This window comes from Adlercreutzia equolifaciens DSM 19450 (assembly GCF_000478885.1).
GTDB lineage: Bacteria > Actinomycetota > Coriobacteriia > Coriobacteriales > Eggerthellaceae > Adlercreutzia > Adlercreutzia equolifaciens.
In genome coordinates, this window is record NC_022567.1 from 1,670,328 (window position 1) to 1,684,502 (window position 14,175).

Sequence of the window (14,175 nt, forward strand, 5' to 3'; positions counted from 1 at the left end):
ATCCACGAACTATCCACGGACGGCGCCCGGAACGGCTGGCAACTCCACCACGCGGGTGACGAGGCGGGCGGCCAGGGCCGGGGAATGGGAGACGAAGATGAGGCCCATAGCGCGCGCCTCGGCCTCGGCGACGAGCGCCTGCCAGATCTGCGCCTGGGTCACGGCGTCCAGCATGGTGGAGACCTCGTCGGCGATGAGGTAGCTCGGGTGCGCGCCGAGGGCCCGGGCGATGCAGAAGCGCTGCAGCTCGCCGCCGGACAGCTCATGGGGATAGCGCGAAAGCCATGCGTCGCGGATGCCCAAAAGCTCCCGCAGACGGCCCAGCTCCTCCTCGCTTGCGCCGCATTCGTCGAGACTCGCCGCCATGCGCATGCGCGGATCCAACGTCAGCTCCGGATGCTGCCCGATGAGCTGCACCGGGCACGGGCCACGCTTCGGCAGCGGGGAGCCATCGACGAGCACCTCGCCCGTCCGGGGCGCCAGATAGCCCGCCAGCACGCGGCAGAGCGTCGTCTTGCCGGTGCCGGAAGGCGCGGCCAGCTGCACGCGCTCGCCGGGGGCAACGGCGAGGGAGACGTCATCGAGAACGGGACGACCGTCGAAGGCGACGGAGAGGTGCCGGCCTTCTAGCATAGCGGACCTCCTTCGGTGGGCACGACAAATCCGTGCTCGGGCAGGGCGTGCCAGAGTTGGCGGGTGAAGGGGTGGCCCAGGGTGTCGGGCGAGGCGAAGGCGGCGACCGAGGTCTCCTCCACCACGGTGCCGTCGCGGAAGACGGCGACGCGATCGGCCACGGTGAGCGCCAGCTCGATGTCGTGGGTGATGAGCATGACGCCGCCGCCGGCGTCGGCAAAGGCGCGGAAATCCGCGAGCGCCGCCTGGGCCAGCGACAGATCGAGGCCGGGCGTGGGCTCGTCGGCGATGATGAGCTTCGGCGCGTCCATGAGCGCGCAGCACAGAAGCACGCGCCGGGCCATGCCGCCGGAGAGCTCGTGGGGGTACAGGCGCGCGACCTCCTCGGCAAGGCCGTAGCGGGCGAACAACTCGGCGCGCCGGGCGCGGCGGCGGGCGGCATCGGCGCGACGGGCCGCACCGCGTCCCCGCGGCATGCCTTCCACTTGGCGCCCCACCCGCATGAGCGGATCGAGGCTTGCCACCGATTGGGGCACAAGGGCAATGCCGCGCCCGCGCTCGGCGGCCAGGGCCGCCGCGTCCATGGGACGGCCGTCGAACCAGATGCGCCCGCGCACGAGCGCGTTGGGCTCGAACAGGCCCAGCACCGCGTCGGCCAGAAGCGTCTTGCCCGAGCCCGAGGCGCCCACCACGGCGACGATCTCCCCCTCGTGCACGGAAAGGCTCAGGGAGCGGATGACCTCCACCTCCCGCTGGAGCGCGTCCAGATAGCGCCCCAGCCGTCCCCGATCTGCGCGCGAATCCCCTTGCGCCCTCGTCGCCGCCGCTTCCTCATCGTACATGAGAAACGACACGGAGAGGTCCTCCACCGTCAGCAGGTGATGGCCGTGCCCGTGGCGCGACGTGGCCGCGTGGGAGTGGTGATGATGCACCGGCTGAGCGCCGTGATCGACGGCCTCGTGGGCGATGGCAGGCTTCTCTTCCATACTCCCCTCCTATTCCTGGGCGTGGGCCGGATCGACGAGCTTGCGCAGGCTCGTTCCCACCACATCGAACAACATGACGCAGACGACAAGCGCCAGCCCCGGGAACACCGCGAGCCACCACAGCCCCGCCGACAGGTAGCCCATGGCCTCGGAGAGGATGATGCCGATGGCCGGCATCTCCGGCGGCAGCCCGAAGCCAAGAAAGGTGATGGCCGCCTCGTGAAGGATGGCGTGGGGAAACAGCAGCACGAGCCCCACGACGAACTGCGGCAGCACATAGGGCACCATGTGCCGTGCGGCGATGGCGAGCCGGCCCGCACCGAGACGGGCGGCGGCCGCGACGAAATCGGAGGATGCGCACTGGAGTATTTCCGCGCGCAGGATGCGGGCGAGGCTCGGCCAGTGCGTGAGGGCCACGCCGATGGTGACGCCCCAGAACCCCTTGCCCAAAGCGTAGGAGATGAGGATGAGCAGCACGATGTGGGGAATGCCCATCATGAGGTCGATGAGCCAGCTGACCGCATGGTCGGCCCAACGGGGGCCCAGCGCCGCCGCGGCCGCCAGCGCGAGCGCGATGAACGAGGAGGCCACAGCCGCCATGAGGCCCACGAGCACGCTGGTGGAAAGGCCGGCCAACGTGCGCAGGAGCATGTCGCGGCCCATCCAGTCGGTGCCGAACGGGTGCGAAAGCGAAGGGGGCAGGCTCTTGGCGGCGAAATCGGTCGCCTGGGCGGCCGGTCCCGCAACAAGGCCGGCCACCACAACGGCAGCCAGCAGCAGCGCCCCGCCCAGGGCGAGTGCGAAGGCACGGCGGCGATTGGGCAGCCGAAGGCGGCGCGGCGCCGAGAGCACGGGGGGTTGGTTGGCAAAAACCGCATCAGTCATCAGCGACCTCCTTCTGCCGACGCACCGGGCGCATACGGGGATCCACCAGGCCGTAGATAAGGTTCGCGGCCAAGTTCCCCGTGAACACGAGCGCCGCCGACACAAGGGCGATGCCGGCGAGCAGGGCCACGTCTCCCCCGAGGCCGGCCGTGACGGCGGCCTGGCCGAGGCCGGGATAGCTGAACACCTCTTCCACGAGCACCGAGCCGCCGAAGATCTCGGCGATCTGGGAGAACTGGAGCGTGATGGCCGGGAGCGCCAGATTGCGCAGGCCGTGGCGGATGAGCGCCTCGCGCCGCGTGAGGCCGCGGGCCCGGGCGAAGCGGACGTAGTCGCTGTTCAGCACATCGATGGCCTTGGCCCGGGTGTGCAGCGCCACGTTGGCCACCCCCACCACCGATAGCGTGATGGCCGGCAGCGCCATGTGATGCAGCGCATCGGCGAAGGTGACATCGGCGGCCGCCACTCCCACGGGCACCGAGAAGCCGAGGGGGAACCACCCGAGCCACACGGAGAACACCATGAGCAAAAGCAGCCCCACCCAAAACGTCGGCGAGGCGGCCAGAACGAAGCAGTAGCCGCGCACGAAGCGATCGAGCAGCCGCCCCTCGCGCAGGGCCGCCGCCACGCCCAGGACGAAACCGAGCACGCCGGAGGCGACCCAGGCGACCCCCATGAGGGCAAGCGAGTTGGCCGCTCGCGAGGCGATGACCTCGGCCACGGGCGCGTTGTAGCGCAGGGACATTCCCAAATCGCCATGCAGAAGGTCGCCGGCCCAAGCGAGGAAGCGCTCGAACATGGGCGTGTCGGCTCCCCAGTAGGCCGCCAGCGCCGCCCGCTTCTCCTCGCTCATGGACATGAGCGCCGCCTGCCCCACGTTGGCCTGCAGAGGATCCACCGGCGAGAGGCTGACCAGCGTGAACGTCACCACCGCCACCGCCACCATCAAAAGCAGGAACCGCCCAAGCTGCGACACGACGTACCTAGCCAAGGCACAACCCCATTACTCTCGCAGCAGCGAGCTTTGGGCGGTGCTCACCAAGCGAGTTCCGCAGATGGCATCGAAGGCGCAGCGAGTACGGGAAAAGGCAATCATGTCGCCTTCGATACCAGCGAGGACTGTCTGGGCGACTGAGCACTGCCCAAAGCTCGCGTCCGACGATGTTCAACATAGTTTTAGCTCCAAGACCACTGGTCGATATTGTTCACCAAAGACCACCCGTGCCCGTGGGGGTGCGGCTTCTGCTCGGCCACAATAAGCCCCTCGCGCTCGAAGTACAAGTGATCCACATTGGCGAGCCACACCCAGGTGGCCGCCCCCTCCGGCGCCACGCCGGTTTCCGTGGTCGCGTCCCATTGGGCTGCCTGGTAGAAGGGATAGGACTCCTCTACGGTACGAGCCGCCTGGGCCGCTTCCAAGTTCGCGTCCACCGTGTCGTTCACGTACTGGGCGTAGTTGCCCCAACCGGCGGAGTAAGTGAGCTCGAACAGCTCCACCGGCGAGTTGGAGCCCCAGCCCCACAGCACCGGGTCGGCGTACTGCCGCAGGTAGATGTCGTCCCAGCTGGCCCCCTTCGGCTCGACAGCGATGCCGAGGGCCGCCGCCTGGTCGGCGAAGTCGTAGGCCAAAGCCTGGCGCGTGGAATCGCCGGCGGCGTAGTACAGGTCGAAAGCGCAGGGCAGCCCGTCCCGGGCGCGCATCCCGTCGTCGCCTCGTGCCCAGCCGGCCGCATCCAGCAGGCGCTCGGCCGCCGCGACGTCGGTTTCCACGCGCATGGCCTCGCTCGACCAGGGCATGCCGTCGCCCACCGAGTAGGCCGCCCGGCCGAAGCCGGCCAGCACGTGCTCGATCATGCGCACGCGATCGATGCCGTAGTTGAGCGCCCGCCGCACGGCGATATCGCTCGTGACGTCGTTGCCGCCAGCGTAGACCATGTCGCCTTCCACGGTCACATCGGTGCCAGCGGGGTTGCAGGGCAGCGAGATGCCGCGGGAGTCCACCGAAGCGCAGTTGAGCAGCGTGTAACCCGCGGGAACCGCCCCGGCCAGCGCCGCCGAGGTGTAGGCCACGTCCGCCGTGCCCGACTGGGCGGCGGCCAGCGACGCGTCCTCTTCCATGAACAGCACCACAACGCGATCCATGAGCGGCTTCTCGCCGTAGTAGTCGGGGTTGGCGCGCAGGATCACCTGCTGACCGCGATCCCACTGCTCCAGCATATAGCGGCCGCTGCCGATGGGATGCTCACCGTAATCGGGCCCGTAGGCATGGGCCGGCACGATGCCCACCACGGCGAGCGTGTACAGAAGCGCATTGTTCGGGCGCTTCATGGCGATCTCGCAGGTTGTGGCGTCAACGGCCCGCGCCTCGTCCACCATGGACAGATCCGCTTCGGCCGCTTCGCCGTTCACGATTCCGTTGATGGTGAAGGCCACGTCCTCGGCCGTGAGCGGCACGCCGTCGGTGAACATCACGTCCTCGCGAATATGGAACGTCCAGGTGAGGCCGTCCTCGGAGCAGCCGTAATCGGTGGCGAGATCGTTCACGAAGGCGAGGTTGTTGTCCGTGGCGATGAGCGTCGATTGGATGAGCGGCTCGTGCACGTGCTCGCCGGCCCCCCACCCCACGAGCGGATCGAAGCCGGCGGCCGGTTCCGAGGAGGGCGTCATGGTGATTACCACCTGGCTTACGCCGTCGGGACCGACACCGGCACCCGCCGCGCCGGCAGCCGCAGGTTCGTTCGCGCCCGAGTCTGCCGCTCCCCGTGCACACCCCGCTAAAAGCGCGACGCTCCCCGCCGCTCCGGCAAGTCCCGCTGCACGCACGAAGTTCCTTCTCGTCAGGGCCATGGCTTCTCCTCCTGTTGGTGTTACGTCTCTTCAATGCGTAACAATACCATAGGCGAGCCACCAGTGTTACGGAATTTCGATTCGTAAGACGAATGGCCGATGCAAAAGGTAAATAGCCGCCATCCCGCTAATGCAGGACGCTGTCGCGGGGCGGGGTTCCGCGCGCAGTTCAATGGAGTGCGCGCATCACCTTCCAAACCGCGGCGATACGGTGCACTCCATTGCTGTTTGAGCACGGAGCCCCGCCCCGCGACAGCGTCCGGAGGGGCGTCTCGGCCGTCAACAGCGGAGAAACTACTGTCCCATCATGTCCTGGATCTTCTTGAGGTCGCTCATGGACATGCCGCCCATGCCGGGAATTCCCAGGCCGCGGCGGCGCTTGCCCTTCTTCCCCTTCTTGCCCTTGCGCGAGGCCTGCTGCTCCATACCGGCGGTGGCCTGCTTCACCATCTTCTTCGTCTCATTGAACTTCTTCATCATCTGGTTCACGTCGGTGACGGTGACGCCAGCGCCCTTGGCAATGCGGGCGCGGCGGCTGCCATTCAGAAGCTCCGGTTTGGCGCGCTCGGCCTTGGTCATGGAGTTGATGATGACCTCCATGGCGTCGAGTGCCCCTTCATCAACCTGACCGGAGCCGAGTGCCTTGTCGCCGCCGGGCAGCGCGCTGATGAGCTTGGAAACGCCGCCCATCTTGCGCACCTGCTTGTTCATCATGAGGAAGTCGTCCAAGGTGAGCTGGCCGCGCATCATGCGCTCGGCCTCCAGCTCCTCCTCTTCGGCCTGCTGCACGCGCACGGCGTTCTCGATGAGCGAGACGACGTCGCCCATGCCGAGGATGCGCTTGGCCATGCGGTCGGGGTGGAAGACCTCCAGGGAATCGGGCTTCTCGCCCGAGGAGATGAACTTGATGGGTTTGCCGGTAACCTCGCGGATGGAAAGGGCGCCGCCGCCGCGGGCGTCGCCGTCCATCTTCGACATGATGACGCCGTCGAAGTCGACCGACTCGGCGAAGGCCTCCACAACGTTCACGACGTCCTGGCCGGTCATGGCATCCACCACCATGAGGATCTGATCGGGGTGCGTGGCGTCCTTGATGGCCTGGGCCTCCTCCATCATGTCGGCGTCCACGTGCAGACGGCCCGCCGTGTCGATGATGACCACGTCGCGCAGGTTGTCGATGGCGTCCTGGATGCCCTCGCGCGCGATGGCCACCGGATCGCGCCCGTCGCCGCGGTAGACCCGCACGCCGATCTCGTCGCCCAAGGTCTGCAGCTGGTCGGCCGCCGCGGGACGGTACACGTCGCCGGCGATGAGCAGCGGCGAGTGATTCTCCTGCTTCAGCCGGTAGGCGAGCTTGGCCGCCGCCGTGGTCTTGCCGGAGCCCTGCAGGCCCACGAGCATGATGACATTGGGGATGCGGCTTGAGAGCACGAGCCGGGAATCGGTGCGGCCGAGTAGCTCGGTCAGCTCGTCGAGCACGATCTTCACGACGTTCTGGGCCGGAGTGAGCGAGTCCAGCACGTCGGCGGACAGGCAGCGCTCCTTGGTGCGGGCGACGAAGTTCTTCACCACTTTGAAGTTGACGTCGGCCTCCAAGAGCGCCAGGCGGATCTCGCGCATGGCGGCGTTGATGTCGTCCTCAGTCAGGCGGCCCTTGCTGCGCAGGCCGGAGAAGATGCCCTGAAGGCGTTCGGAGAGGTTCTCGAGCATGGGGATTCCTTATCTATTCAAACAGGCGCTTCCAGAAGCTTTTCTTTTCGGGCTCGGGAGCCGGCTCGGACTCGGGCTCAGGCTCGCCCTCGGCGTTTTCATCGGCGGCGGCCATGGCGAGCTCGGCCAGCTCGTCGTCGGTGAAGGGGGCATCGTCGAAGACGCCTTCCTCGGCCGCCTCCGCAACGGCCTCGGCGTTGCGGTCGAGCTCCGTCAGCTCGGCGGCCTCAAGACCGGCGGAGGTATCCTCCTCGGTTTCCAGGACGAGGGTGTCGTGGGTGCGGCGGCCCAAAGCGGCTTCCAGCAGATCGGCATTGTCGGGCTCGGCTGCCGCCTCCTCCGCGGCATCGGCGAAGGCCTCTTCCGCATCGCCCTGCGCGTCCACCACGGGCGCTTCGCCATCCTCAATCTCCGCGAGGGCCTCCACGGTCGCGTCCTCGACCGTCTCCCCGGCAGACCCCTCGACCGTCTCCTCGGCCTCGGCCGCGCACGCCGGCGCGCCCTCCAGCACGTCCCGACGGCGCTCGCCGGCCGTGACGGCCGCCTCCTTGGCGTTCTCGCCGCGCAGGCCGTCCTCGTCCGCATCGAAGCGCTCGTCGAAAGTGCCGACGAGCGCCGAGGCGAACTCGCGGGCGTCGAAGTCGCGCAAGTCGTCGATGCCCTCGCCCACGCCGATCTTCACGATGGGCAGCCCCAGCTCGTGGCTCACGGCCAGCGCGATGCCGCCTTTGGCCGTGCCATCGAGCTTCGTGACGATAAGGGCGTCCAAATCGAGCGCGCGGTTGAACTCGCGGGCCTGCTGCAGGCCGTTCTGGCCCGTGGTGGCGTCGATGACGAGCACCGTGTACACCGGCAGCTTCGAGCGCTTGCGCACCACGTTCACTACTTTCTCCAACTCGCGCATCAGATCGGCGGAGGTGTGCAGGCGCCCGGCCGTGTCGATGAGCACGAGCTCGGCACCGGTCGCTTCGGCGCGCTCCAGCGTGTCGTAGCACACGCTCGCCGGATCGGCCCCGCGCTCTCGGGTGACCATCTCCACCCCGGCGCGGCGCGCCCACACCTCAAGCTGCTCGATGGCGGCGGCGCGGAAGGTGTCGGCCGAGCCCAGGATGACCGCGCGACCCGCATCGGTTTCCGCCTTGGCGAGCTTGCCCACGGTGGTGGTCTTGCCCGTGCCGTTGATGCCCACGAACAGCACCACGGCCTCATCGCCACCGAAGATGTCGGCCCCGGGCTCGGTGAAGGCACCGGCGATCTCGTCGTTCAAGAGGTCGAGCACCGCATAGGCGTCGGGCAGCGCCTTACGGGTGGCTTGGTCGCGCAGGTTCTCCACGATGTCGCTGGCCGCCGCCCCGCCCACATCCGACAGGATGAGCGTCTCTTCCAAGCCCTCCCAGAACTCCTCGTCCAAATCGGGTCCACGGTCCAAAAGGACGTTCATCGACTCCTTGAACTTGTCGCGCGAGCGGGAAAGCCCCTCGCTGATGCGATCGAAAAAGCCCATCGGGCACTCCTTCAAAAATCAAAATGACGTTTTCCCCAGTTTACCCCATCGGGGGCCGGGCGAGGCGCACGGCGGCCAGGCGACAAATCACAACCACGAGCTGACGATGGGCACCCAGCCCATGATGAGGATGATGACCACGAGCACCGGCACGCCGAAGCGCATCCACGGGCGCAGCCACCGGGGGAACTTGAGCCCTTCGCCCTCGTTGGCCTCGGCAAGGAAGTTCTTCCAGCCCCAGCCGCGCCGGGACACGCAGAACAGCACGTAGACCAGCGAACCCAAAGGCATGATGTTGCTGGACACAAGGAAGTCCTCCACCGTCTGGATGTCGCCCACTCCCGGCATGACCACATCCGAAAGCACGTTGAACCCGAGCGCACAGGGCAGCGACAGCAGCGGGATGGCAATGAGGTTCACCGTGACGGCCCGCTTGCGCGACCATCCCCATTGGTCCATCGAGAACCTCAGAATGCCCTCGAACACGGCGATGACCGTGGAAAGCGCCGCGAATGACATGAACACGAAGAACAGCGTGCCCCACACCTGTCCTCCCCACATCTGCTCGAACACGCTCGGCAGCGTGATGAACACAAGCCCGGGGCCCGAGTCCGGCGCCACGCCGAAGGCGAAGCAGGCCGGGAAGATGATGAGCCCCGTGGCCAGGGCAACGCCGGTGTCGAGCACGCCGATCGTGGCCGCCTCGCCCATGAGCGAGCGGTGCTTGTCGATGTAGCTGCCGAAAATGGTCATGGAGCCCATGCCGATGGACAGGGTGAAGAAGGCCTGGCCCATGGCCGCGTAGGCCGCCTCGAAGAACATATCCGGGCTGCCGAAGATCTTCGAGAAGTCCGGCAGCAGGTAGAAGGCCACGCCGTCGGCCGCCCCCGGAAGGGTGAGCGCGCGCACCACGAGCACCCCCAAGATGGCGAGCAGGGCGAGCATCATGGCCTTGGTGATGCGCTCCACGCCCTTTTGAACCCCCAGCGAGCAGATGAGGATGGAGACGACGCACACCACTACCATCCAGAAGACGCATTCCACCGGCGAGGCCAGCATGGCATCGAAGACGGCCGAGGTGGCCTGCGAGTCGGCCCCCACGAACTGCCCGGAGGCGAACTTCGGCACGTAGGCGAGCATCCAGCCGGCCACCGTGGTGTAGAACATCATGAGCAGATAACACCCGGCGATGCCCACCCACTTGTACTTGTGCCAGTGAGTGCCCGCCGGCTCCAGCACGTTGAAGGCGCGGGCGATGGAGCGCTGGGAACCGCGGCCCACAGCGAACTCCATGACCATGATGGGCAGGCCCAAGATCACCAGAAAGACCAGGTACATGACGAGGAAGGCCGCGCCTCCGTACTCGCCGGTGATGTAGGGGAAGCGCCAGACGTTGCCGAGGCCTATGGCGCAGCCGGCGGAGATGAGGATGAACCCCAGACGGCTGCCGAATCGCTCACGTTCCAATAACGTCTCCTTTAAACGAGTCGCGCCCCGACGAGCGCAACCGCTGATTTTTCACGAGAGATCATGCTAACAGAACAGAGAAGCCCGCTGCTCGGGGATTTCCAAGCAGCGGGCTTTCCCTTTTCCATCCAAGCGCCCCGAACACTGTGGCCCGGAGCGTCCGGCGCGTTACTTGTCCTCGGCGGCCTTCTTGGCGTCGTCAGCCTTGTCCTTGGCGGCATCGGCGGCATCGGCAGCCTTCTCCTTGGCGGTATCGGCCGCATCCTTGGCCTTTTCGGCGGCGTCGGCGGCGGCGTCCTTGGCCTTGGCGGCGGCATCGGCAGCGGCATCCTTCAGATCGCCGGCCTTCTCGGCGGCAGCATCCTTCAAGTCGGCGGCCTTCTCGGCAGCGGCGTCCTTCAGGTCGCCCGCCTTATCGGCCAAATCGTGGGCGCCGTCCTGGAACGCCTCCTTGATGTCCTCGCCGGCTTCCTTCATCTTATCGATGAAACTCATGGTGAATCTCCCTTCATCGGGTCTTGCGCGTGTATCCACCATACCGTGCCGCAGCCGTCGCCGCCTCGCGATGAGCCCATCCGACGATGACCCCTTGACGACCCGTTAATCTGCGGTCATCTGCGGCAGGCGCCCTACTCTCTCCCCCCCTTATTTGCAGATCGCTGAAAAAAGATGGCGTCCGCAAAGAACGGACGCCATCTGGGAGAGGTCAGTTAAGACGTGCTCCCTCTTGCTTATGCATTCACCTTCTTCGGCAGATACCACACCGACGGGTTCGTGCCCTCCTCGGGCAATAGCTGGAAGCCCTCGGCTGCCTCGGCCTGGGAGCGAAGATCGTCAAGTTCTCCGAATACGCGAGCGCCAGCGGGACAAGCGGCAACACAAGCCTGAACGCGCCCGTCGCCCGCATCGATGCGATCAGCGCAGAACGTGCACTTGTCAACGGTGCCCTTGGGCATCGTGGGATACATAACCTCCTCGTACTCGTTGAGCGTTTCACCAAAATACCCGTTCTCGTCCTCGCGGTAATAACGAGCTCCGTAAGGACAAGCGCTCATGCACGACTTGCAGCCGATGCACTCGTCCTTGTTGATCGCGACAATGCCGTCCTCGCGCTTGAACGAGGCCCCCGTTGGGCACACCTCAACACACGGAGCGTTCTCGCAATGCATGCACAGCATGGGATAGGCCGTCATGCGAACGTCGGGATAGTTGCCGACGTACTCGATCTCCACATGGGCGCGCGTTACCTTGGGCGGTGTCCCATGGGCCTCTTTGCACGCAACGGCGCAGGCATGGCAGCCAATGCACTTCTTAAGATCGATGAGCATTCCATACGTCATAGCTTATCCCTCCTTAGGAAATCTTCTCGACTTTGACGCGAACCGTCTGATCGAGCGCCGAGCAAATGTAGTCAAAACGCTTGGGATCATGGCCTGGCGCGAGGTGGGCGATAGGCGTTCCCTTGCCCTTGCTGCTCGGAATAAACTCCGAATGGGAGCCCCATGATCCGCAGATGACGGCCATGCATTCGGGATGGATCTTCTCCGAAGTCATGAGGATGCCCTCAACGGAGGAATCGTGCTGGCTGACGAGACGAATCTTATCGCCATCGGCAAGCCCCTTTTCCGAAGCCACGGCAGCGTTCATTTCCACAGCGTAAGCGTAAGGGTTGGACTCGTTAACCTCGTCGATATAGGGATTGCCGAGGCCCCACGAGTCGACATTGATGGAATCGGTGTAGTAAATGGGGAACAAGGTGAAATCGGGATCGGTCACCTCCCATTCCGTGCAAGGCTTCCAATCCGGGAACGGCTGATAGTCATCAGTTTCCCAATAGATACCGAGCTCCTCAACGGTCTTTTCAATCTTCTCCTTCGCTTCAAACATGAAATCCCAGTACAACGGAACTTTACCGGGCGCATTGTTAGCCCAAATGTACACCTCATCAACGTCGCGCGGATGCGTGTAGACGCCATGCTCTTTAAACCACTCGAAGTCATGCTCCTCGTCGACGAGACTCTTGGTAACGGAATTCGCGAACGCCTCGAGGTCGAAAGGCTGATCCATGGGAACAGAGTATTCATCCTTAACCCGGTACACCATGTTCATAAGCCCAACGTAATTCGCGGTCATGCCCCTGCGATCGGCAAGATCGCCCATTATCTCGAAAATGGACTTCACGCCGTCCTTCGGCTCGACAACCGGCTGCATGATCGGATATGCCCACGGCACATCCAAGCCGCAGATCACCCGGTGGTTGAAGAACATGTGAGGCAAAGGATCGATTCGCTCGAGATAGTTCGCCTCAGGAAGGAACACATCATACAAGTAGGAGGATTCGTTGAGGAACAGGTCGACGCCCACGATGAAATCGAGATTCTTCAGCATTTCGATCTGCTCGTCATGGTTGCCCCACCATTTGATGGGATTGCAGCCGTAAACAAGCGCGGCCTTGATAGGCTGAGTGCCGTACAAATCGGGATCGCACTGGGCCAGGTTGAAGAAATGCGCGTCCTCTCCGAGCGGCTGGAGGGCGAGCATACTCATATCGGTCGGCTTGTACTCCTCGATCGGCTTGCGCACGCGCTCGTAGTACGAGCCGGGATAGGCCATGAGCAGCGAAACGTCGTTCATGAAGCCGTCTTCCTCCCAAATTGAGGGACGGAATTGAACAACGTTCTCAGGGTCATCGGTAATGCCGTTGCAGGCGGGATCGAATCCGATAAGGCCTCCCACCGAGTTCGCGGCACCCACGATAACATTCAGCATGATGACAGCCCAGCAGGCATGGTAAGCATGCTTGTGCCGCGTCAGACCGGAGAACAGATCGACGCAAACGGGGCGGTAGGGCATAGTCACCCCGCCGACCTCGATGGTCTCGCCGATATGGGCAGCCTCGCCAAACTCTTTGGCGATCTGACGAATAGTAGCGGCGGGAACCGTAGTGATCTCTTCTTGATATTCAGGTGTATAGCGCGAAATATGGGCCTTGTAAAGGGTAAACGCCGTTGTGCAAGCAGCGCCATCAACCTCAAACGTGCCTTCCAGCACTGGCTGCACGCACTCGTCGTAGGGCTTGGCAGTATTGTCGGACGCATCCATGTAGAGCGCCTTGTTCGACTCGGGATGACGCAAGATGCGCTGCGTCTCATCGCTGACGAGAGCCGGGCCGTTCGTGCGGTTCGTTAGATACTCGGCATCGAAGATCCCCAGCTCGTTCACGAGGACGTTCGCCATTGCCAGCGCAGCAGCGGCGTCGGTGCTGGGACGTATCGGCACCCAAAGGTCAGCGGCTTCGGCGCCCGCCGACATATGAGGATCGAAGTTGACGAGACGCATCCCCTCCGCGCGACGCTTGGAGAAAAGCTCGGCCGTCATATTGAAGCCGTGACGCGTGGCAACGCCAGCATTGGTGCCGAACTGAATGAGGTAGTTGCAATACTCGTAATCGGGCTTCGCGTTGCCCGCCCCCGTATAGATGTAGCTTACCTGGTGAACACCGGTGCCGCACAAATCGGCAATGGCATTAGCCGGCTCATAGGCGCCGTAGAGCGCACCGAGCGCCATGCCCTTGACCAAGCTGCCCGTTTGGCTAGCGACCATGGACATGCTCCCAAGAGCTCCGGGATATTCCGCAACTGCCTTCGAGAACGCCTCATCGACAAGATCGTACGCTTCGTCCCAGCTGATCTCGACCCAGCCCGGATCGATGTCGATCCCCTTTTCGGGATTCGTGCGCTTCATGGGTTTGGTGATACGGTTCGGATCGTACTGCTGCATGATGCCTGCGGCGCCTTTTCCACAAATGTGGCCATAGCCGATAGGGCTATCCGGATTGCCCGTCAACTCCACGATCACGCCATCGATAACATGCGCCTTGATCGAGCAGTTGTTGAAGCACATGTTGCAAGTGGTGGGAATCCATTCGCCCGCGTTCGGATCGTAAGCCGTCTTCTCCGGCGAAGTGCTCGCCAGATCAGTCCCCTCCTTCTCTGCCGTGCCCGACGCACATCCCGCCAGTCCCGCAGTGAGAGCCGCAGCGCCGGCTCCTGCCACGAACCCTCGGCGACTGACGTTCAAGCCGTTCTCGCTCATGGTGTACCTCCCTCAAAATATAAGGGATTCCCCTGCCCTCTGCAGAGG

General features: G+C 64.6%; 11 protein-coding genes. All 11 read right to left on the reverse strand.

What is annotated here, in order from left to right:
• Positions 1 to 9 precede the first annotated feature (9 nt).
• The 11 genes from AEQU_RS06455 to AEQU_RS06505 all read right to left on the reverse strand — a co-directional run bounded on the left by AEQU_RS06455 (position 10) and on the right by AEQU_RS06505 (position 14,127).
• Positions 10 to 633, reverse strand: coding sequence for an ABC transporter ATP-binding protein (locus tag AEQU_RS06455; RefSeq protein ID WP_022740123.1), 624 nt, complete (start codon positions 631 to 633; stop codon positions 10 to 12).
• A complete protein-coding gene (locus AEQU_RS06460; protein WP_022740124.1) occupies positions 627 to 1,619 on the reverse strand; it encodes an ATP-binding cassette domain-containing protein in 993 nt (330 codons plus the stop codon). Before AEQU_RS06460 ends, AEQU_RS06455 begins: the two co-directional genes overlap by 7 nt.
• Positions 1,620 to 1,628: 9 nt before the next feature.
• Positions 1,629 to 2,504, reverse strand: a complete 876-nt coding sequence (locus AEQU_RS06465; RefSeq protein ID WP_022740125.1) for an ABC transporter permease — start codon at positions 2,502 to 2,504, stop codon at positions 1,629 to 1,631.
• A complete protein-coding gene (locus AEQU_RS06470; RefSeq protein ID WP_041714566.1) occupies positions 2,497 to 3,495 on the reverse strand; it encodes an ABC transporter permease in 999 nt (332 codons plus the stop codon). Before AEQU_RS06470 ends, AEQU_RS06465 begins: the two co-directional genes overlap by 8 nt.
• Before the next feature lie 185 nt (positions 3,496 to 3,680).
• Complete coding sequence (locus AEQU_RS06475) at positions 3,681 to 5,351, reverse strand: ABC transporter substrate-binding protein (RefSeq protein ID WP_022740127.1); 1,671 nt, start codon at positions 5,349 to 5,351, stop codon at positions 3,681 to 3,683.
• Between the two features lie 294 nt (positions 5,352 to 5,645).
• Positions 5,646 to 7,061, reverse strand: a complete 1,416-nt coding sequence (gene ffh, locus AEQU_RS06480; protein ID WP_022740128.1) for a signal recognition particle protein — start codon at positions 7,059 to 7,061, stop codon at positions 5,646 to 5,648.
• A 13-nt stretch (positions 7,062 to 7,074) separates the two neighbouring features.
• Positions 7,075 to 8,565 carry a signal recognition particle-docking protein FtsY gene (gene ftsY, locus AEQU_RS12910; protein WP_022740129.1) on the reverse strand — a complete coding sequence of 497 codons (1,491 nt, stop codon included), beginning with the start codon at positions 8,563 to 8,565 and terminating at the stop codon, positions 7,075 to 7,077.
• An 87-nt stretch (positions 8,566 to 8,652) separates the two neighbouring features.
• Positions 8,653 to 10,032, reverse strand: a complete 1,380-nt coding sequence (locus AEQU_RS06490; protein WP_022740130.1) for a sodium-dependent transporter — start codon at positions 10,030 to 10,032, stop codon at positions 8,653 to 8,655.
• Positions 10,033 to 10,200: 168 nt separating this feature from the next.
• Positions 10,201 to 10,527, reverse strand: coding sequence for a hypothetical protein (locus AEQU_RS06495; protein WP_022740131.1), 327 nt, complete (start codon positions 10,525 to 10,527; stop codon positions 10,201 to 10,203).
• 236 nt (positions 10,528 to 10,763) lie between these two features.
• On the reverse strand, positions 10,764 to 11,372 hold the full coding sequence (locus tag AEQU_RS06500) for a 4Fe-4S dicluster domain-containing protein (RefSeq protein ID WP_022740132.1): 609 nt from the start codon (positions 11,370 to 11,372) through the stop codon (positions 10,764 to 10,766).
• Between the two features lie 13 nt (positions 11,373 to 11,385).
• Positions 11,386 to 14,127, reverse strand: coding sequence for a molybdopterin-dependent oxidoreductase (locus AEQU_RS06505; RefSeq protein ID WP_022740133.1), 2,742 nt, complete (start codon positions 14,125 to 14,127; stop codon positions 11,386 to 11,388).
• Positions 14,128 to 14,175 lie beyond the last annotated feature (48 nt).